This is a genomic window from Pseudomonas arsenicoxydans, assembly GCF_900103875.1.
In the GTDB taxonomy this organism is placed as follows: Bacteria; Pseudomonadota; Gammaproteobacteria; order Pseudomonadales; family Pseudomonadaceae; genus Aquipseudomonas; species Aquipseudomonas arsenicoxydans.
On the sequence record NZ_LT629705.1, the window covers coordinates 1,886,445 to 1,905,129 of the forward strand.

At 59.8% G+C, this 18,685-nt stretch carries 19 protein-coding genes; 3 read left to right on the forward strand and 16 right to left on the reverse strand.

What is annotated here, in order from left to right:
- Positions 1 to 28: 28 nt before the first annotated feature.
- The 5 genes from BLQ41_RS08625 to leuS form a co-directional block, all read right to left on the reverse strand.
- Positions 29 to 1,351, reverse strand: a complete 1,323-nt coding sequence (locus BLQ41_RS08625; protein ID WP_090179479.1) for a lytic murein transglycosylase — start codon at positions 1,349 to 1,351, stop codon at positions 29 to 31.
- A gap of 62 nt (positions 1,352 to 1,413) precedes the next feature.
- The gene (gene arfA, locus BLQ41_RS08630) at positions 1,414 to 1,578 is read right to left on the reverse strand and encodes an alternative ribosome rescue factor ArfA (protein WP_090179482.1); all 165 of its coding nucleotides are present in this window, start codon (positions 1,576 to 1,578) and stop codon (positions 1,414 to 1,416) included.
- Between the two features lie 200 nt (positions 1,579 to 1,778).
- Positions 1,779 to 2,816, reverse strand: coding sequence for a DNA polymerase III subunit delta (holA, locus tag BLQ41_RS08635; RefSeq protein ID WP_090179484.1), 1,038 nt, complete (start codon positions 2,814 to 2,816; stop codon positions 1,779 to 1,781).
- 39 nt (positions 2,817 to 2,855) lie between these two features.
- On the reverse strand, positions 2,856 to 3,461 hold the full coding sequence (locus BLQ41_RS08640) for an LPS-assembly lipoprotein LptE (RefSeq protein ID WP_090188415.1): 606 nt from the start codon (positions 3,459 to 3,461) through the stop codon (positions 2,856 to 2,858).
- Between the two features lie 88 nt (positions 3,462 to 3,549).
- Positions 3,550 to 6,156 carry a leucine--tRNA ligase gene (leuS, locus tag BLQ41_RS08645; protein WP_090179487.1) on the reverse strand — a complete coding sequence of 869 codons (2,607 nt, stop codon included), beginning with the start codon at positions 6,154 to 6,156 and terminating at the stop codon, positions 3,550 to 3,552.
- 279 nt (positions 6,157 to 6,435) lie between these two features.
- Here leuS and BLQ41_RS08650 point away from each other — a divergent pair, with 279 nt between their 5' ends.
- Both BLQ41_RS08650 and BLQ41_RS08655 read left to right on the forward strand, forming a co-directional pair.
- Complete coding sequence (locus tag BLQ41_RS08650; RefSeq protein WP_090179490.1) at positions 6,436 to 6,756, forward strand: hypothetical protein; 321 nt, start codon at positions 6,436 to 6,438, stop codon at positions 6,754 to 6,756.
- A 105-nt stretch (positions 6,757 to 6,861) separates the two neighbouring features.
- Positions 6,862 to 7,623 (forward strand): YdcF family protein, encoded by a 762-nt coding sequence (locus BLQ41_RS08655; protein WP_090179494.1) that lies wholly within the window; start codon positions 6,862 to 6,864, stop codon positions 7,621 to 7,623.
- A 124-nt stretch (positions 7,624 to 7,747) separates the two neighbouring features.
- On the opposite strand, the gene lnt is transcribed toward BLQ41_RS08655, so the two are convergent.
- From lnt to miaB, 5 genes are all read right to left on the reverse strand, one after another.
- On the reverse strand, positions 7,748 to 9,271 hold the full coding sequence (gene lnt / locus BLQ41_RS08660) for an apolipoprotein N-acyltransferase (protein WP_090179497.1): 1,524 nt from the start codon (positions 9,269 to 9,271) through the stop codon (positions 7,748 to 7,750).
- 8 nt (positions 9,272 to 9,279) lie between these two features.
- Entirely contained in the window at positions 9,280 to 10,119 is an 840-nt protein-coding gene (locus tag BLQ41_RS08665; RefSeq protein ID WP_045062079.1) for an HlyC/CorC family transporter, read from the reverse strand.
- A 5-nt stretch (positions 10,120 to 10,124) separates the two neighbouring features.
- A complete protein-coding gene (gene ybeY / locus BLQ41_RS08670) occupies positions 10,125 to 10,619 on the reverse strand; it encodes an rRNA maturation RNase YbeY (protein WP_090179501.1) in 495 nt (164 codons plus the stop codon).
- Positions 10,612 to 11,628 (reverse strand): PhoH family protein, encoded by a 1,017-nt coding sequence (locus BLQ41_RS08675; RefSeq protein WP_090179503.1) that lies wholly within the window; start codon positions 11,626 to 11,628, stop codon positions 10,612 to 10,614. Before BLQ41_RS08675 ends, ybeY begins: the two co-directional genes overlap by 8 nt.
- Positions 11,629 to 11,772: 144 nt before the next feature.
- Positions 11,773 to 13,101, reverse strand: coding sequence for a tRNA (N6-isopentenyl adenosine(37)-C2)-methylthiotransferase MiaB (gene miaB / locus BLQ41_RS08680; RefSeq protein ID WP_167360473.1), 1,329 nt, complete (start codon positions 13,099 to 13,101; stop codon positions 11,773 to 11,775).
- 135 nt (positions 13,102 to 13,236) lie between these two features.
- On the opposite strand from miaB, the gene BLQ41_RS08685 reads away from it, so the two are divergent.
- Complete coding sequence (locus BLQ41_RS08685) at positions 13,237 to 13,566, forward strand: DUF1820 family protein (protein WP_007894425.1); 330 nt, start codon at positions 13,237 to 13,239, stop codon at positions 13,564 to 13,566.
- Between the two features lie 130 nt (positions 13,567 to 13,696).
- On the opposite strand, the gene BLQ41_RS08690 is transcribed toward BLQ41_RS08685, so the two are convergent.
- The 6 genes from BLQ41_RS08690 to BLQ41_RS08710 all read right to left on the reverse strand — a co-directional run bounded on the left by BLQ41_RS08690 (position 13,697) and on the right by BLQ41_RS08710 (position 18,475).
- Entirely contained in the window at positions 13,697 to 14,533 is an 837-nt protein-coding gene (locus BLQ41_RS08690; protein WP_231997078.1) for an IS3 family transposase, read from the reverse strand.
- Positions 14,530 to 14,832, reverse strand: coding sequence for a transposase (locus BLQ41_RS30825; RefSeq protein ID WP_231997079.1), 303 nt, complete (start codon positions 14,830 to 14,832; stop codon positions 14,530 to 14,532). The genes BLQ41_RS08690 and BLQ41_RS30825 overlap by 4 nt, the downstream gene beginning before the upstream one ends.
- A gap of 108 nt (positions 14,833 to 14,940) precedes the next feature.
- Complete coding sequence (locus BLQ41_RS08695; protein WP_090179510.1) at positions 14,941 to 15,495, reverse strand: tetratricopeptide repeat protein; 555 nt, start codon at positions 15,493 to 15,495, stop codon at positions 14,941 to 14,943.
- 225 nt (positions 15,496 to 15,720) lie between these two features.
- Positions 15,721 to 17,004: a glutamate-1-semialdehyde 2,1-aminomutase gene (gene hemL / locus BLQ41_RS08700; RefSeq protein ID WP_090179512.1), complete on the reverse strand. Its 1,284-nt coding sequence runs from the start codon at positions 17,002 to 17,004 to the stop codon at positions 15,721 to 15,723.
- Positions 17,005 to 17,021: 17 nt separating this feature from the next.
- Positions 17,022 to 17,645: a thiamine phosphate synthase gene (gene thiE, locus BLQ41_RS08705; protein WP_090179515.1), complete on the reverse strand. Its 624-nt coding sequence runs from the start codon at positions 17,643 to 17,645 to the stop codon at positions 17,022 to 17,024.
- Between the two features lie 32 nt (positions 17,646 to 17,677).
- A complete protein-coding gene (locus BLQ41_RS08710) occupies positions 17,678 to 18,475 on the reverse strand; it encodes a hydroxymethylpyrimidine/phosphomethylpyrimidine kinase (RefSeq protein WP_090179517.1) in 798 nt (265 codons plus the stop codon).
- Between the last annotated feature and the right edge of the window lie 210 nt (positions 18,476 to 18,685).

Sequence of the window (18,685 nt, forward strand, 5' to 3'; positions counted from 1 at the left end):
TGCTCGGGGCGGCGATCCGACGATGCTTTTAGCGGTTACGCAGTCCTTCCAGCAACTTGTGCGTCGGATACCCATCCGCTGGCCAGCCAAACGACTGCTGTGCGCTGCGGATCGCTTTGCGGGTGTTGGCACCAATGATGCCATCCGGCGTGCCTGCATCGTAGTTCTGCGCGCTCAACAAGCTTTGCAGTTCGATACGTTCGGTACGGCTCAGCGGCAAATCATCTTTTGGCCAAGTGCCGCTGATCAAACCTCCACCAGTGAATCGCTCGGATAACAGGCTCACGGCCAGCGCATAGGACGAGGAGTTGTTGTACTTGAGAATCGCGCGGAAGTTGTCGAGCACCAGGAACGCCGGGCCACGATAACCGGCCGGCAGCAGCAGGGCGGCTGACAGGTGTTCGGAGCCCGCCGGAACCTGGGCGCCATTGGGAAGCGAGACGCCTAGTTGCAGCCATTCGGCAACGCTCTTGCGCAGGATGCCATCGGCCAGCACATAGTTGAAAGTGCCTGGCAGCTGCACTTCGAAACCCCACGGCTGGCCTTTCTGCCAGCCGGAGCTTTGCAGGTAATGCGCGGTCGAAGCCAATGCATCGGCGGGGCTGCCCCAGATGTCGCGGCGACCGTCGCCATCGAAATCCACGGCGTGGGTGTTGTAGGTGGTCGGGATGAACTGGGTCTGGCCCATGGCGCCGGCCCAGGAACCGAGCATTTTCTCTGGCGTGATGTCGCCTTGTTGCAGGATCTGCAGGGCGGCGATCAATTGCGCCTGAGCAAAGCCTGGGCGCCGGCCTTCATAGGCCAGGGTTGCCAGGGAGTTGATCACCGACTTGGTGCCCTGGAACTGTCCGAAATTGCTCTCCATGCCCCACACCGACACCAGCGCCTGGCGGTCGACGCCATAGCGCTGTTCGATGCTTTGCAGAATGTCGGCGTATTGGTTGACCAGTGTTTGGCCTTTGCGTACCCGAAGCGGCGAAAGGGCGCCATCAAGGTATTCCCACACGGGGCGTGCGAATTCCGGTTGGCTGCGGTCGGCGCGGATCACGCTCTCGTCGAAGCTGACATTGGCGAAAGCGCGGTCGAACACGTCAGCGCGAATCCCGGCAGCCAGCGCCTCTTTGCGAAAACCCGCCTGCCATTCAGCGAAGGTCTGGGTGGGCTGGATGTCGAGGTTTTCATCGGCAGGCACCACGGGCGGAATGACCGCAGGGGCTGTCGCGACGGGAAGGGTCTGAAGCGGTTGGGCGTCCGCGGCGGTCGGTTTTTCCGCGCAGGCGACAAGTAGTATGAGGCTGGAAGCAGCAATCAGTTGGCGTAAGGGCCAGCGACGGGAAAGACGAAGGGGCATGCACAGGTCCAGGGAATACGAATCAGGTGAAGACCTTAACATGTTGAGCGGTCGCTTGCCTTTCAGGCCGCCAGAAAGTAAGAAGCCTCCCAGCTATTAGACTGGAAGGCTTCGCGGCGGTAGCTGCCTTTGCCCTTGCCGGCTCGTTCCTGACGGCTGCGGAACAGTGGCTGGGCGATGATGGATTTGGCCTTGTTGGGGCCACTTTTAGATGGCTTTTTGCTCATGATGGGTGCTCTCAAGTCAGAGGGTTTTGCGGTGCAAATCATCTGCCGAAGTTGAGGGGCTGTCTAGAGGGGAAATTCGGATTTGATTTGTAGGAAGCATGATCAAAAGATCGCAGCCTCGTTGCACTCGACAGCTCCTACAGGGTTACGCATTCCAATGTAGGAGCTGTCGAGTGCAACGAGGCTGCGATCTTTTGACCTTACTCAGCAGGCAACGACAATCGTTGGCCCGCCATCAACAACGATAACCGACTCAAACTCATCCATGGCGACCCGGCAGCCTGGCCTTTGATTTGTGCATCGATACGCTGGGCTTCCAGCAACAACTGCGCCCAGCGTGGCGCCGAGTAGCGTTGCAGGGCTTTGCTCATCAGCGGTTTGCGTTTGTCCCAGACCGGCGGTCGGGCCTGGCTGAAGGCTTTGTCCAGCGGCACGCCCTGGCTGTATTGCAACGACAGGTTGGCCAAAAGGCGCAGCTCCCGGGCCAGCGCCCAGAGAATCACCGGTGGTTCGACACCTTCACCGCGCAACCCTTCGAGGATGCGCAGCGCATGGGCGGCTTCGCCATTGAGAATCGCGTCGGTCAGGCCGAAGACATCGAAACGGGCACTGTCGGCCACTGCGGCTTGCACGGTTTCGACGGTGATCTGGCCACCTTCGGCCATCAGTTTGAGCTTTTCGATTTCCTGGGCAGCGGCCAGCAGATTGCCTTCGACCCGCGCAGCGATCAGTTCGACCGCATCCTGGCTAGCCGAAAGCCCTGCCTGGGAAAGCCGTTGACGGATCCAGCTCGGTAACTGGTTGGCATCCACCGGCCAGATCTGCACGAACTGCGTCTGCTGACCTTCGACCAGCGCCTTGCCCCACTTGGTTTTTTGCGCGCTGCCGTCCAGCTTGGGCAGACTGATCAACAGCACCGTGTCTTCGGCCGGGCGCGCGCAGTACTCGATAAACGCGGCGGCGCCTTTGTCACCGGGTTTGCCGGATGGCAAGCGCAGTTCCAATAGACGCTTTTCGGCAAACAGCGACATGCTGGCACCGGCCTGCAGCAGCGTGCCCCAGTCGAAACTGGCGTCGGCGGAGAAGACCTGGCGTTCATCAAAGCCTTGCTGGCGAGCGGCGGCGCGGATAGCGTCGGCGGCTTCCTGGCACAACAACGGGTCATCGCCGCTGATGATATAGACGGGTGCAAGCGGACCTTGCAGGTGTTTAGCGAGTTGGGCGGGGGCAAGTTTCATAAGAGAGGGCGAACGGGGCGCTTGAGCGCCCCGTAAGTCTTATTGCTGCGGAATTTGGACGGGCGACTGACGCGGGGTTTCCGCTTCAGCCTTCTGCGCGGCTTCCAGTGCCTGGGCTTCGGCCTTGGCCTTGGCGTCAGCAGTCTGTTGCAGCTGGTCCAACTGAGTCGGAGTCAGCTGTGACAGGCGCAGCATCATGCGTTGAACCAGTTCGCGCCGGGTTTCCACCTTGGCAGTGCTCGCTTCCTGATCGGAACCCACCAAGTTGTTGCCGTCGTGGAGAAAGATTTTCTGCACTTCAAGCTTGTCGCTCATCAACGGCAGGTCGTGTGCACCACGGATGTCGTAGTTCAGCACGGTGGTCACCTGGTATTCGCCAGTACGACCGGCACCGGCGTAGCTCAGAATGCGCTGGCTTTCCTGCTCGTCAGTCAGCACCAGTTTGTACGGTGCACCGGTGTAAACCTTGACGCCGCTGCTTTGCAGGACCTGACGCAGTTGCGTCACGGTTTCGCCGTAAGCGTTGCGGGCGCTCAGGTCGAGTTCCTTGATCGCCAGTTCGGAGGTGCCAGTGCCGCGCAGCTGGAAACCGCAGGCGCTCAACAGGACTGCGAGGCCCATCACCAGCAAATTGCGTTTGATCATCTTGTTGCTCCCCTTGAAACCAGGTGGGCCGATCATGCGGCCCGAAAGGTTTTACGCGGCGCCCGGCATACCAGGCGCCTGATCCAATTTAGCTGGCGACGATATTGACCAGTTTCCCGGGCACTACGATCACTTTACGAATAGTCAGGCCGTCGACGAAGCGCAGCACGTTCTCGTTGACACGGGCAGCGGCTTCGACTTCTTCGCGGGTCGCGGTGGCCGGCATTTCAATCTGGCCACGCAGCTTGCCGTTGACCTGGATAACCAGCGTCAGGCTGTCCTGCACCAGCGCGGTTTCGTCCACCACCGGCCAGCCAGCATCGATAACAGGGTCGGCGTGACCCAGTTGATGCCACAGCTCGTGGCTGATGTGCGGAGTGATCGGAGCCAGCAGCAGGGTCACGGCTTCCAGGCCTTCTTGAAGCAGTGCGCGATCCTGTTCGGTGCCTTGCGCGGCTTTTTCCAGCACGTTCATCAGCGTCATCACCTGGGCGATGGCGGTGTTGAATTTGTGGTTCTGGCCGACGTCGTGGCTGGCCTGCTTGATCGCCAGGTGAATCGAGCGGCGAACGGCTTTCTGCTCGTCGTTCAGGCTGGCGACGTCCAGTTTGCCCGGCAGGCCTTGCGTAACGTGTGCTTGCGCCAGGCGCCAGACGCGCTTGAGGAAACGGTGCGAACCTTCTACGCCGGAATCGGACCATTCCGCGCTCATGTCAGGCGGCGAAGCGAACATCATGAACAAGCGGCAGGTGTCCGCGCCGAACTGGTCAATCATCGACTGTGGATCGACGCCGTTGTTCTTCGACTTGGCCATCTTCTCGGTGCCGCCGATTTCAACCGGCAGGCCGTCTGCGATCAGCTTGGCACTGATAACCTTGGCCTTGCTGTCGCGTTCGAGTTCCACATCCGCCGGGTTGAACCAGGTGTAGGCACCATTGGCTTCGCGACGATAGTAAGTCTCGGCGATCACCATGCCTTGGGTCAGCAGGTTCTTGAACGGCTCGTTGGAGCTCACCAGGCCTTCGTCACGCATCAGCTTGTGGAAGAAGCGCGCGTAGAGCAGGTGAAGAATGGCGTGTTCGATACCGCCGATGTATTGATCCACCGGCAACCAATGGTCGGCCGCCGATTTTTCCACCAGGCCGCCTTCATAGTGCGGCGAGGCGTAACGGGCGTAGTACCACGAGGACTCGACGAAGGTGTCCATGGTGTCGGTCTCACGCTTGGCCGGTGCGCCGCATTTCGGGCAAGCGCACTCGTAGAACTCAGGCATGCGGGCCAGCGGCGAACCGGCGCCATCCGGCACCACGTCTTCCGGCAGTACGACGGGCAGTTGATCTTCCGGGACCGGCACATCACCGCAGGAGGTGCAGTGGATGATCGGGATCGGGCAGCCCCAGTAGCGCTGACGGCTGATGCCCCAGTCGCGCAGGCGGAACTGGGTGCGCGAGGCACCGAGGTTCTTCTTGATCAGCGCCACTTCAATGGCGTCGAACGCGCCAGCGAAGTCGAGGCCGTCGAACTCGCCGGAGTTAATCAGCGTGCCGTGTTCGCCGTAAGCGTCCTGCCACGGAGCCGGGTTGGTATCACCTGCGCTGGTGCGCACCACGGACTTGATCGGCAGGTGGTACTTGGTGGCGAATTCGAAATCACGCTCGTCGTGCGCCGGTACAGCCATGACCGCGCCGTCGCCGTAGTGCATCAGCACGTAGTTGGCGACCCACACCGGGAGTTTCTCACCGGTCAGCGGGTGCTCGACGAACAGCGAGGTTGGCAGGCCTTTTTTCTCTTGGGTGGCGACGTCGGCTTCAGCGACGCTGCCGCCTTTGCATTCAGCGATGAACGCTTGCAGCTCAGGGTTGTTCTGCGCCGCGAGGGCGGCGAGGGGGTGCTCGGCGGCCACGGCAACGTAGGTCGCGCCCATCAGGGTGTCCGGACGGGTGGTGAAGACTTTCAGCGCGCCGGTTTCACCGATGGAATCGACGTCGTACGGGAACTGCACTTCCATGCCGCGGGATTTGCCGATCCAGTTGCGCTGCATGGTCTTGACCTGTTCAGGCCAGCCAGTCAGTTCGTCCAGGCTCTCCAGCAGCTCATCCGCGTAGGCGGTGATCTTGAAGTAGTACATCGGGATTTCGCGTTTTTCGATCAGCGCGCCGGAACGCCAGCCGCGACCGTCGATCACCTGTTCGTTGGCCAGGACGGTCTGGTCGACCGGGTCCCAGTTCACGGTGCCGCTTTTTTTGTAGATCACGCCTTTTTCGAACAGGCGAGTGAACAGCCATTGTTCCCAGCGGTAGTAGTCAGGTTTGCAGGTGGTCACTTCGCGTGACCAGTCCACCGCCAGGCCCAGGCTGCGCAGCTGGGTTTTCATGTAGGCGATGTTTTCGTAGGTCCACTTTGCGGGCGCTACGTTGTTCTTCATTGCGGCGTTTTCCGCCGGCATGCCGAAGGCGTCCCAACCCATTGGTTGCAGAACGTTTTTGCCTTGCATGCGCTGATAGCGGGAGATCACGTCGCCGATGGTGTAGTTGCGCACGTGCCCCATGTGTAGCTTGCCGCTGGGGTAAGGGAACATCGACAGGCAGTAGAAAGTCTCCTTGCCTGGCTGTTCACTGACTTCAAAGGACTTTTGCTCGTCCCAGAATGACTGGGCGGCGGCTTCGATTTCACGGGGCTGATATTGTTCGTGCATGGCTACTTTTGAACTGAATAGGGGTGGCCTAATCCTCTTCAATGCAACGCTGGACGGTGACGACGCCAAATCGGCGTTTCGGTGCCCAGGCGAGCTGGAAGTGGAGTTACAGGAAGCGCCGTAGCATACATGACCGCGCTCTACCGAGGGAAACCCTGATTGCACGCAGGCGTTGCCCGATTTGCCCTGCGAGGGCCGTTGGTCGCGGCACTCAGCCGGTTTGTTCATGGAAGCTAAGCTCTAAATGGGGAGTGAGTCTTATCTTCAATGAGGTGAGGGATGGTTGAGTCACAGCAAAAAGTCACGAAGCCTGAGCTGTACGAAAGACTGATTGATCGTCTTGGGATGGCTCTGGACGCTGCAAAAACCGCTGGTCGGCTACGCGATGAGCGTCCCCTGGAGCTGGAACTGCGTGGATTGAGTCCCGCAGAGTTTGCCTTGGTCAAAGCTTATCTGGACCGTAGTGAACGTGAGACGCACGGATGCTTGTCAGCAGCAGTGAAGCAACTCGATGCACCGCGTTCGGCCAAGATCATCTGGCTTAAGGAAAAAACACCTGGCAGTGGCGCGGAAAAGGTCCGGTCGCTGCAATTCAAATAACGGCTCCACACCACAAATTACGGTTTTTTGAAGCATAGTCCTTCCGCATTTGTTGTCGCATTGCGTCAACCCACTTAGGCTTCGGGCATCTTATGGAGATGCTCGATGCCTTTTCGCTATTTCGTGAAACAACTTCTATTGCCGCCCGGCATTCTGTTGCTGTTGCTGGTTCTTGCGTGGTGGTTTCGCCGCTCAAGGCCACGCCTTGCGGCGGTGTGTTTTGTCTTGGGGGCGGGCGGCTTCTGGCTGATGAGTCTGCCGGTGGTCGTGCAGTGGGGCGCGAAGGCCTTGGAGAGTCAGCCGCCGTTGGCGCGTTACGAATGGTCAACCCTGAGCCAGCGCGCTGACGCAATTGTGTTGCTGGGTTCCGGGCGTGAGCGTGGCGATATCGCCTGGGGCGCCGATCAGCCGACGGGGATCGGTCTGGAGCGGGAACGTTATGCCGCACGTTTGGCGAAGGCGTCCGGGTTGCCCGTTCTCACCAGTGGCGGCCTGCATTACGGCACGCCGCCTACCGAAGCAAAAATGATGGCGGACTCGATGTTCGATGATTTCGGCGTGACCGTGCGTTGGCAGGAAGGGCGCAGTCGCACGACATGGGAAAACGCGCAGTTCAGCGCTCAGGTGCTGCTGCCGGAGGGGATCAAGCGGGTGGTTGTTGTCACGCAGGCCTGGCACATGCCGCGATCGGTCTGGAGTTTCCGCCAGGCCGGATTTGAAGTGGTGCCCGCGCCGGTGGGATTTTTAGGCGTGGACAATGCCCGGCCGCTGGGCGGCTGGATGCCGGAATTTAAATCGATCTGGCAGAGCGGGCAGTTGTTGAATGAAGCAGTAGGACAGCTCGGGTATTGGATGTTTTACCGCTGATCGTTCCCACGCTCCGCGTGGGAATGCCGCCATGGACGCTCTGCGTCCGCTTCTGATGCTGTGACGCAGAGCGTCACGGGATGCATTCCCACGCAGAGCGTGGGAACGATCAAGCTGAGCAGTTTCAGACGGTCTTGGCCATCCGGCTCGCCACCAGTGCCCAGCCAAACAACAGCACGCAAAGGATGATCAGCGGCCACGAACGCCATTGCAGGTAAGGCGTCAGGTTGTGCATCGGCACCACTTCGCCGTACAGGATGCCGCGTTCGAACTGCGGGATCCGGGCGGTGATCTGACCGAACGGGTTGATCAGGCCGGTAACGCCATTGTTGGTGGCACGGATCATCCAGCGGCCCGCTTCCAGCGCGCGCATCTGCGCCATCTGCAAGTGTTGCAGCGGACCGATGGAGGTGCCGAACCAGGTGTCGTTACTGATGGTCAGCAGCAAGTCACTGCGAGCGGCGAGGCTGGCGGCGAACTCCGGGTACACCACTTCGTAGCAGATGAACGGCGCAATCTGGTAACCCTTGGCTTGCAGCATTGGCTGGTCAGACGGACCACGGGCAAAATCGGACATCGGCAGGTCGAAGAAGGCGATCAGCCCGCGCAGTACGTCCTGCAACGGAACGTATTCGCCGAACGGCACCAGTTTCTGCTTGAGGTAAGTGCCATCGCCTTCGCCAACAACGGTGATGCCGTTGAAGAAGCGCTTCTCGTGACGCACTTCCTGGCGAATCGGTACACCGGTAATCAGCGCAGTCTTACGGTCCGCGGCGAAATTCCCCATCATGTTCAGGTAGCCCTCGGCGGACTCCTTGAGCACAGGAACAGCGGTTTCCGGCCAGATCAGCAGGTCGACCCGTTTGGAGCTGAAGCTCATGTCGCGATACAGCGCCAGCTGCGCGTTGAGCTGTGCCGGGTCCCACTTCATGCTTTGTTCGATATTGCCCTGAATGGCGGCGACGCTCAGCGCCGGCCCCGCCGGGCTGGTCCAGGCGTGTTCTTTCAATGCCATGCCGGCGACCCAAGGGCCTAGTAGCAGCAACACGCCCGCGGCGATGAAGCCTCTACGTCCCGCACGAACCAGGCGCATGGCGTTGCAGATCAACGCGGCTGTCAGGGCCAGGGCGAAGGAAATCAGCCACATCCCGCCGATTGGCGCGAGCCCGGCCAGCGGGCCGTCGAGCTGGCTGTAACCGGAGTAGAGCCACGGAAAACCGGTGAGGAACCAGCCACGAAAGGCTTCCTGGGCGACCCACAACGCGGCAAATGCCAAGGCATCGGCCAGTGGCGCTTCGTTGCGACGCAGCCAGCGCGCCCAGATCCAGGCGGGCAGGGCGAAGAACCAGGCAATCGCTGCGGTGAAGGCGAGCATCAGCATCCCGGCCAGCAGCATCGAGGCGCCACCGAAGTTGTGAATGCTGTAATAGATCCAGCTGGTGCCGGCACCAAACAGGCCGAAACCGAAACACCAGCCACGGCCCAGGGCCTGACGGGGGCTCAGTTCTCGCAAGCCGGCATAGAAGAAACCGACCGCCAGCAACGCCAGCGGCCAGATATCGTACGGCGCCAACGCCAGGGTGGTGATTGCACCGGCCACCACGGCCAGCAGATTACCGGGCCAGCCGGGGCGGGTTACGCGGAGCATGTCAGTCCTTAGCGTGCAATAGGAGTCAGGCGCAGCAAGTGAATCCGACGGCTGTCGGCGTTCAGGATGCGAAAGCGATAAGGGCCGATTTCAGTGATTTCATTACGTTTTGGCAAGTGCCCGAACGCGCTCATCACCAGGCCGCCAACCGTGTCGAACTCATCGTCGGAGAACTCGCTGTCGAAGAACTCGTTGAAGTTCTCGATCGGCGTCAGCGCCTTGATCAGGAAATCACCGCTGGGCAATGGCTTGATGTAGCTGTCTTCTTCGACGTCATGCTCGTCTTCGATGTCGCCGACGATCTGTTCCAGCACGTCTTCGATGGTCACCAGGCCGGCCACGCCGCCGTATTCGTCGATGACGATGGCCATGTGGTTGTGGTTGGCGCGAAATTCACGCAGCAGCACATTCAGGCGCTTGGACTCCGGCACGAAGGTGGCCGGGCGCAGCAGGTCCTTGATGTTGAAGCTGTCGCCGTTCTCCTTGAGGATCAACGGCAGCAAGTCCTTGGCTAGCAACACGCCCATCACGTCATCGTGGCTTTCGCCGATGACCGGGTAACGGGAGTGGGCCGAGTCGACCACGGCAGGCAAAAACTCGCGAGGTGTCTGGGTCGCCTTGATGCTGATCATCTGCGAACGCGGGACCATGATGTCCCGCACTTGCAGGTCAGCGACCTGGATGGCGCCTTCGACGATGGCCAGCGCTTCGCTGTCCAGCAGTTTGTTTTGGTGTGCGTCGCGCAGCAGCTCCAGCAACTCCTGGCGGTTCTTCGGCTCGTGGGCAAAAGCCTGGGTCAGTTTACCCAGCCAAGACTTCTGCCCGTTGCTCGATCGATCTTCGCTCATAGCGATTACTCTGAATCCTTTGTTGTAACGATAGGGGATGTGTCGGTTTCGTCGTCCGCGTACGGGTCGGGATAGCCCAACTCTGCAAGCAACGTTCGTTCCAGTGCTTCCATTTCTTCGGCTTCGTCGTCATCTATATGGTCGTAACCCAACAGATGCAAGCAACCGTGAATGACCAGATGGGCCCAGTGGGCCTTTAGTTCCTTGCCTTGTTCGGCGGCTTCACGTTCGACCACCGCCACGCAGACGACCAGGTCGCCCAGCAACGGGATGTCGAGGAACTCATCCGGCACATCGGCAGGAAATGACAGGACGTTGGTGGCGTAATCCTTTTGTCGCCAGGTCTTGTTCAGCTCGCGGCCTTCGGCTTCGTCGACCAGGCGAATGGTCATCTCGGAGTCGGCCGTGCGCTGGCGCAGAGCCAGTTCGCACCATTGGCGGAAATCGGCTTCGGTTGGAGCTGGCGCTTGGGTAGCCAGTTGCAGATCAAGCTCAAGCATCGTGGCGAGTGTCCTTGGGCGAGAACTTCGCCGGTTCATCAGCCACGCGATTCTCGAAGCGCTCGTAAGCTTCGACGATGCGCTGCACCAACGGATGGCGCACGACGTCTTTAGGCATGAAATGGGTGAAGCTGATACCCGGCACGTCCTTGAGTACCTCGATCACATGGTGCAGCCCGGACTTGGTGCCTTTCGGCAAGTCGACCTGGGTGATGTCACCGGTGATGACCGCGGTGGAGCCGAAGCCGATTCGGGTCAGGAACATCTTCATCTGTTCGACGGTGGTGTTCTGGCTTTCGTCGAGGATGATGAAACTGTTGTTCAGCGTGCGACCGCGCATGTATGCCAGTGGCGCAACTTCAATCACCTGACGCTCGATCAGCTTGGCGACATATTCGAAGCCAAGCATTTCGTAGAGTGCGTCATACAGCGGGCGCAGGTACGGGTCGATTTTCTGCGACAGGTCGCCAGGCAGGAAGCCGAGCTTTTCGCCCGCCTCAACCGCCGGGCGCACCAGCAGGATGCGCCGGATCTGTTCGCGTTCCAGCGCGTCTACCGCGCAGGCAACGGCAAGATAGGTCTTGCCGGTACCGGCCGGGCCGATGCCGAAGTTGATGTCGTTGCCGAGGATTTCCTTCACATAGCGCAGCTGATTCAAGCCGCGAGGGCGAATCATGCCTTTTTTGGTGCGCAGGGCGACGGAGGGTTCGGCGGGGGAGACGTTGTCCAGCTCTTCGACGGCCGATTCCTGCAGGAACAGGTGAACCATGTCCGGCGACAGCTCGGTACCCTTGGTTTCCCGGTACAGACGGCGCAGGAGGTTTTCCGCGGAGGTGGTGTGTTTGGGCTCGCCGATCAGTTCGAACTGGTTTCCGCGGTTGCGGATCTCGATGGTCAGGCGCTGTTCGATCAAGCGCAAATGCTCGTCGAATTGCCCGCACAGATTGGCGAAGCGGCGAGCCTCAAAGGGCTCGAGGATAAAACGATGTGGTTCTATGGGTGCGTTCAAGGTCGTATTTAGCCGCCCTGGGGCAATTAAGATGAAATCAAGGATAACGCCAGAGGGCTGGGTGCGAAAGCTCTTAAATAATCCAGCGCCAAACGCAGCCCCTTGTAGGAGCGAGCAGGCTCGCTACTACAAGGGGCTGTGGTGTCACTCGATCAGCGAACCCCGCAGCGAGTGCGGTTGTGCGGCGTCGATGTGCACGTCGGCGAACTGGCCGATCAGCGTGGGATTGTCGCAGCGGAAGTTGACGATCCGGTTATTCTCGGTCCGGCCTTGCAGTTCGCCGGGGTCCTTTTTCGAATAATCGGTGACCAGAATCCGTTGGATCGAACCGACCATTTGTCGGCTGATCTCGAAACCTTGCTGGTTCAGGCGATGTTGCAGTGCGTTCAGGCGTTCTTTTTTCAGCGCTTCTGGGGTTTCGTCAGCCAGGTCTGCGGCCGGAGTACCCGGGCGCTGGCTATAAACGAACGAGTAGGAGAAGTCGAAGCCGACGTCTTCGATCAGCTTCATGGTCTGTTCGAAATCTTTTTCGGTCTCGCCCGGGAAGCCAACGATAAAGTCCGAGCTGATGCAGATCCCCGGCACAGCGGCCCGCAGCTTGCGCAGTTTGGATTTGTATTCCAGGGCGGTGTGGTTGCGCTTCATCGCCGCGAGGATCCGGTCCGAACCCGATTGCACCGGCAAGTGCAGGTGTTTGACCAGCTCCGGTACGTCGGCGTGGGCCTGGATCAGGCTGTCGGAAAACTCCAGCGGGTGCGAGGTGGTGTAGCGAATCCGGTCGATGCCATCGACGGCGGCCACGACCCGGATCAGCTCGGCGAGATCCGCCAGACGCCCGTCGTGCGTGGTGCCACGGTAGCCGTTGACGTTCTGACCCAGCAGGGTCACTTCCCGCACACCGTTTTCCGCCAGATGCATGATCTCGGCAATCACGTCGTCGAACGGGCGGCTGACTTCTTCACCGCGGGTGTAAGGCACCACGCAGAATGTGCAGTACTTGCTGCAACCTTCCATGACCGACACATAAGCGCTCGGGCCATCGATGCGCGGTTCTGGCAAATGGTCGAACTTTTCGATCTCCGGGAACGAGACGTCGACTTGCGGCAGCTTGGTGGCGCGTGCGGCGTCGATCATTTCCGGCAGGCGATGCAGGGTCTGCGGGCCGAAGACCACGTCGACATACGGTGCGCGATCACGGATGGCCGCGCCTTCCTGGCTGGCCACGCAACCGCCGACGGCGATCACCATGTCCGGGTTGGCCAGTTTCAGTTCGCGCCAGCGGCCGAGTTGGGAATACACCCGGTCCTGGGCGCGTTCCCGAATGGAGCAGGTGTTGAGCAGGATCACGTCGGCGTCTTCAGCGCGCGCGGTCACTTCCAGGGCCTGATGTTCACCCAACAGATCGACCATGCGCGAGCTGTCGTACTCGTTCATCTGGCAACCGTGGGTTTCGATGTAAAGCTTCTTGGCCATGGATACAGTCATCACGTGATTCAAAGAACCGCGCATTATAGGGAACATGTCCCAAGGTTCCTACCGCTGTGCGTCCGGCGGCTATGCTATAGTTCGCGCCCTCATTTTTATCCCCTGATGTGTTGCTCGCCCACCATGACCAAACGTGAAGCTCCAATCTACAAGGTGATTTTCCTCAATCAGGGCCAGGTGTACGAAATGTATGCCAAGCAGATCTATCAAAGTGATCTGTGGGGCTTCCTGGAAGTGGAAGAGTTCGTCTTTGGCGAGCGCACACAAGTGGTCGTCGACCCGAGCGAAGAGAAGCTCAAGGCTCAATTTGAAGGCGTTGTGCGCAGTTTTGTGCCGATGCATTCGATTGTGCGCATCGACGAAGTCGAGCGTCTGGGCACGCCAAAAATCAGCGAAGCCCGCGGCGCGGTCGGCAATGTCATGCCGTTCCCCATGCCGATGCCTGAGAAGTAGGTTTCAAGACCGAGTCGCTCCAATCGCGAGCAGGTTCGCTCCCACAGGGAATGCGTTTTTTAATGAGAATGCGATCACATGTGGGAGCGGGCTTGAACTGGTCAAGTAATCTTGGACACCGATTAAGGTTTCACGCCGCCAACTTCTCCCTGGCGACTGGTGACCGATAGTCGTTGTAGCTATGCGGCCTGGTGATGTTGTAGCGCGATACATAGCGCTGCACATCCGCTCGGGCCTCATGTTCCGATCCGTAGCCTGCTTCTGGCACCCACTCTGATTTCAAACTTCCAAAGAAACGCTCCATCGGAGCGTTGTCCCAGCATTCGCCTTTACGGCTCATGCTCTGCCGGAGTCCATGTTCCAGCAGTTCATTTCTGAATTTATGGCTGGTGTACTGGCAACCTTGGTCGGAGTGAAACAGTACGTCTTTTGGGCGACCACGCAGTTCAATCGCCATCCGCAGGGCTTCGCAGGTCAGCGTGGCATCGGAGATCATCGAAAACGACCAGCCCACGATCCGGCGAGCGAACAAGTCCAGAACCGCCGCGAAATACAGCCAACGCTTGCCGACTTTGATGTACGTCACGTCCCCACACCACACCTGATTGACCGCCGTAACATCAAACTTGCGTTTGAGCACATGCGGTGCCACCAAAGCTTCCACGCCGGGTGACTTGTACTTATGGCGCCGGCGTTGACGACTGACAATGCCTGCTTCTCGCATCAAGCTGCGAGCCATGAACCGCCCGACATCATGCCCGCCGGCTTGCAGCTGTTTAGCCAAGGTACGAGCGCCCGCAGACTCTCTCGACGCCCTGTGGTGCTTGACCAGTATGGCCTTGAGCTTCTCTCGCTTAGGGCTCACTTTGCCTTGGCGCTGACGCCATGCGTAAAAGCTACTGCGGTTTATTCCGAACACACGACAGCAATCGTTAACGCCGTACTGCTCGCCCAGCTCACAGATCAACGAGAGTGATCTTTGGCGTCCAAAAGCAGGAGAGCACTGGCCTTTTTTAGGATTTCGATATCCCGGTCTCTTTGCCTGAGCAAGGCTTTAAGTTCCTGAATCTCTCGCTGATCCGCGGTAATCGCCTTGGCTCCCACCGGAGTCGAGCCCAAGCGTTCCTTGCGAACTTGATCGACCCAGCGGCGCAAGGCCGTAGGGCCAATATCCAAACTGGCACAGACCTCGGGAACCGACTGCCCCTCGTCCAGCACCATGCTGGCAGCCTTGAGTTTGAACTCACTTGAATAAGATTTACGCATATCCAAACACCTCAGATTTGGGCGCCATCATAGCGCCCGATTGAGGTGTCCAAAATCATTAGGCCAGTTCAGCTTGCCCGCGATAGGGCCAGAAAGATCGAAACAGAATTAAGGCAGTGGAGAAAACGGCGTACGCCCATCGGCGCTTTGCAGTTCCATCAGATATTTACGAAAGATTTGCCCCAGCACCTGAGTCGCCACTTCAAGTTCTTCGCGCGGCATTTTCTCGGCCACTTCGTCCGCCGTATCCAGCGCATCTTCAGCGCCATTGACCGCGGCCATTTTCAGCACGATATACGCCTGAACGTTATTGGCCGGTACGCCTTCGCCGTGGAAAAACATGGTGCCAAGTTTGAACTGCGCCTGGGCGTGGCCCTGCAATGAGGCCTTCTCGAAGTAGTCCAGGGCTTTTTTGAGGTCGCGCGGCGTGTTTTTGCCGTCGTAGTAGAACTCACCCAACTCGTATTGCGCTTGCGCATCCCCTTCATCCGACGCTTTCTGACAGGCGGCCAGCGCTTGCGTCAGGTCTTGCGGCTGAGTATTGAGGGTGCAACGACCCATCGCTGGGATTAACAACGAGTTGCCGCCTGCTTGTGCGAGCGCGAGCAGGGGCTGAAGGAGCAACAGGCAGCCCATTGCAAGGGCGCGGCCGGTGCGGTTCATGGGAATCGACTTACCTCTGAAGGGCGCGCGGACCCATCGAGGGGATCCAATAAGCGCGCATTATGAAATAAGCAGGGCCAACCTTACAAAGTCTTTACTCGTTTTTCTGCTGCGCGGGGAATATATCGCCCAATTTGCGGGGAATTCTTGGCACAAGCGTCGGAATAAGGGCGTAAATGCAGGTGAAAGCTGACGCCGGCATTGGCCAACGTCAGCGACACAGGGTTATTTCAATGCAGCGAAAGCTCGTTCGGCGGCATCCAGCGTCAGTTTCAACTCGGTTTCGCCGTGAGCGATCGAGGTGAAGCCTGCTTCGAATGCGCTCGGCGCCAGGTACACGCCGCCTTCGAGCATCAAGTGGAAGAAGCGACCGAACAAGGCGGCGTCGCTGGCCATCACGTCATCGAAGGTCACGATGTCGTCGGCACCGCTGAAGTACAGGCCGAACATGCCGCCGGCCTGGGTGGTCACGAATGGAATGCCAGCGGCGTCGGCGCGCTGTTGCAGGCCATCGAGCAGGCGGCTGGTGTAGTCGCTCAGCTCGTCGTGGAAACCGGGACGGCTGATCAAGCGCAACGTGGTCAGGCCGGCGGCCATCGCCAGCGGGTTGCCCGACAAGGTGCCGGCCTGATAGACCGGACCCAATGGTGCGATGCACGACATGATTTCACGCTTGCCGCCGAAGCAGCCCACCGGCATGCCGCCACCGATGATCTTGCCGAACGTGCTCAGATCCGGCGTCACGCCGAAATGGGCCTGGGCACCGCCGAGTGCGACCCGGAAACCGGTCATCACTTCGTCGAAAATCAGCACCACGCCATGTTTGTCGCACAGGGTGCGCAGGCCTTCGAGAAAACCTGGCGCCGGCGGTACGCAGTTCATGTTGCCGGCCACCGGCTCGACGATGATGCAGGCCACGTCCTGACCGACTTCGGCGAGCATGGTTTCCACTGCGTCGATGTCATTGAATGGCAGAGTCAGGGTGTGCTTGGCGAAGTCCGCCGGCACACCGGCCGAGCTCGGCACGCCTTGGGTCAAGGCGCCGGAACCGGCCTTGACCAGCAGGCTGTCGGAGTGGCCGTGGTAGCAGCCTTCGAACTTGATGATGTTGTCGCGACCGGTGAACCCACGGGCCAGGCGGATGGCACTCATGGTCGCTTCGGTGCCGGAGCTGACCATACGCACCATTTCCATCGACGGCACGATCGAACAGACCAGGTCGGCCATCTCGGTTTCCATCGCGGTCGGGGCGCCGTAGGAAAGGCCGTGTTCCAGTTGTTTACGCACCGCGTCCAGAACGTCCGGGTGGCTGTGGCCGAGAATCATCGGGCCCCAGGAGCCGACGTAGTCAACGTAGCGCTTGTCGTCTTCGTCGGTGACGTAGGCACCTTCAGCGTGTTTGAAGAACAGCGGTGTGCCGCCAACGCTTTTGAACGCGCGAACAGGCGAGTTCACGCCTCCGGGAATATGTTTCTGGGCATTGGCAAACAGGGTTTCGGAACGAGACATGATCGGGCTCTCAAAAATCAGGATTTGAACAATTCGTTAAAGGCGCGGGCGCGGCGGGTGACTTCAGCCGTGCTCTCGGCGCCAAACAGGCCATGGACAACCGCCAGCAAATCGACCCCGTGGGCCACCAGCGGCGCAGCGTTTTCCAGGGTGATGCCGCCAATCGCGCAGATCGGCAGGTGCAGTTTGCTGCGCGCCTGATCGAGCAACTCAAGGCTGCAGGTCGGTGCGCCGGGTTTGGTATTGGAATTGAAGAAGCGACCGAAAGCGACATAACTGGCGCCTTCCTTGGCGGCTTGTTCGGCGAGTTCGAGTTGTGCGTGGCAGGTTGAACCGATGATCGCCTGACGACCGAGCAACGCGCGGGCCGGGGTCAGCGGGCCGTCGGTCTGGCCCAGGTGCACGCCGACGTTCAGCCGCGCAGCCAGCTCAGCGTCGTCGTTGATGATCAGATGAGTCTTGTAGCGCTCGCACAGATCGCGCAGGGCTTGGGCCTCGCGCAGGCGCTTGGCCTCGTCGCTGCTCTTGTCGCGGTATTGCAGCAGAGTGACGCCGCCTTCGAGCGCCGCCTCCACGTACGAAAGGAATTTACCGGCCAGCAACTGGCTATCGGTAATGGCGTACAGGCCACGTAGTTTCATCGGACAAGCCTCTGCGCTTTACGCATCGAAAGTTACGAACAGAAATCCAGCGGCAGGCGGCGCGGCACGAACTGGCCTTTGCCCAACTGCTCCGCATCGCGCAGGGTACGCCAAGTGTAGTCAAGTGCGGTCTGCACGGCGCTGGTGAGGTGTTCACCTAAGGCCAGGCGACCGGCCAGCGCGCTGGCCAAGGTGCAACCGGAACCGTGATAACTGCCGGGCAGGCGTTGGCAGGTAAACGTCTGGCGGTGACCATCGCGGCTGTACAGGCGATTGTGGATTTCGTGTTCGTCGCCATGACCGCCGGTGATCAGCAAGTGTTTGACGAATGGCAGGAGCTTTTCAGCGCATTCGTCCGCGGTGCCTTCAGGCAGTTCGGCGAGGATGCGGGCTTCAGGAAGGTTGGGGGTTGCGATGATCGAGAGCGGCAACAGGCGTTCGCGCATGGCATAGCCGACTTCATCCTTGCCCAGTCGGCCACCGCCACCAGCGCGCAGCACCGGGTCGCAGACCACCGGCAAATGCGGGTGCGCCGAGAGCAGTTCGACGACGGTGTCGACCATTTCCAGGGAACCGAGCATGCCCACTTTGACTGCCGCGACTTCTGAATCGTTGAGCACGGCGTTGGCCTGAGCCAGCACCCACTCGCGATCGAGAACGCGAAAGTCAGTGACATTGACCGTGTCTTGCACGGTCAGGGCGGTGACGGCCGGGGCCGCATGACAACCCTGAGCGAGCAGGGCTTCGATATCTGCCTGCAAGCCGGCGCCACCACTTGGGTCGTGGCCGGAGAGACAGAGGACAACGGGGCGAGAGCTGTAGATATTCATGGTGCGCGAGCTTACCACCAGTCGACCAGCGAGTCATGACGGTCCCTGTGGCAGCCTTCGCCTGGAGCCCGTCGGAATGTGCCAATCGTCGATTCATTTTCGCCTTCCGGCGGGGTTAACAGCTCTAGCTCAATACGCAGCGCTGGAACGCCCGTCCTAGAGCCTTTGTAGGAAATATTTCAATGGTGTTCAATGGCCATCAACGGCTAT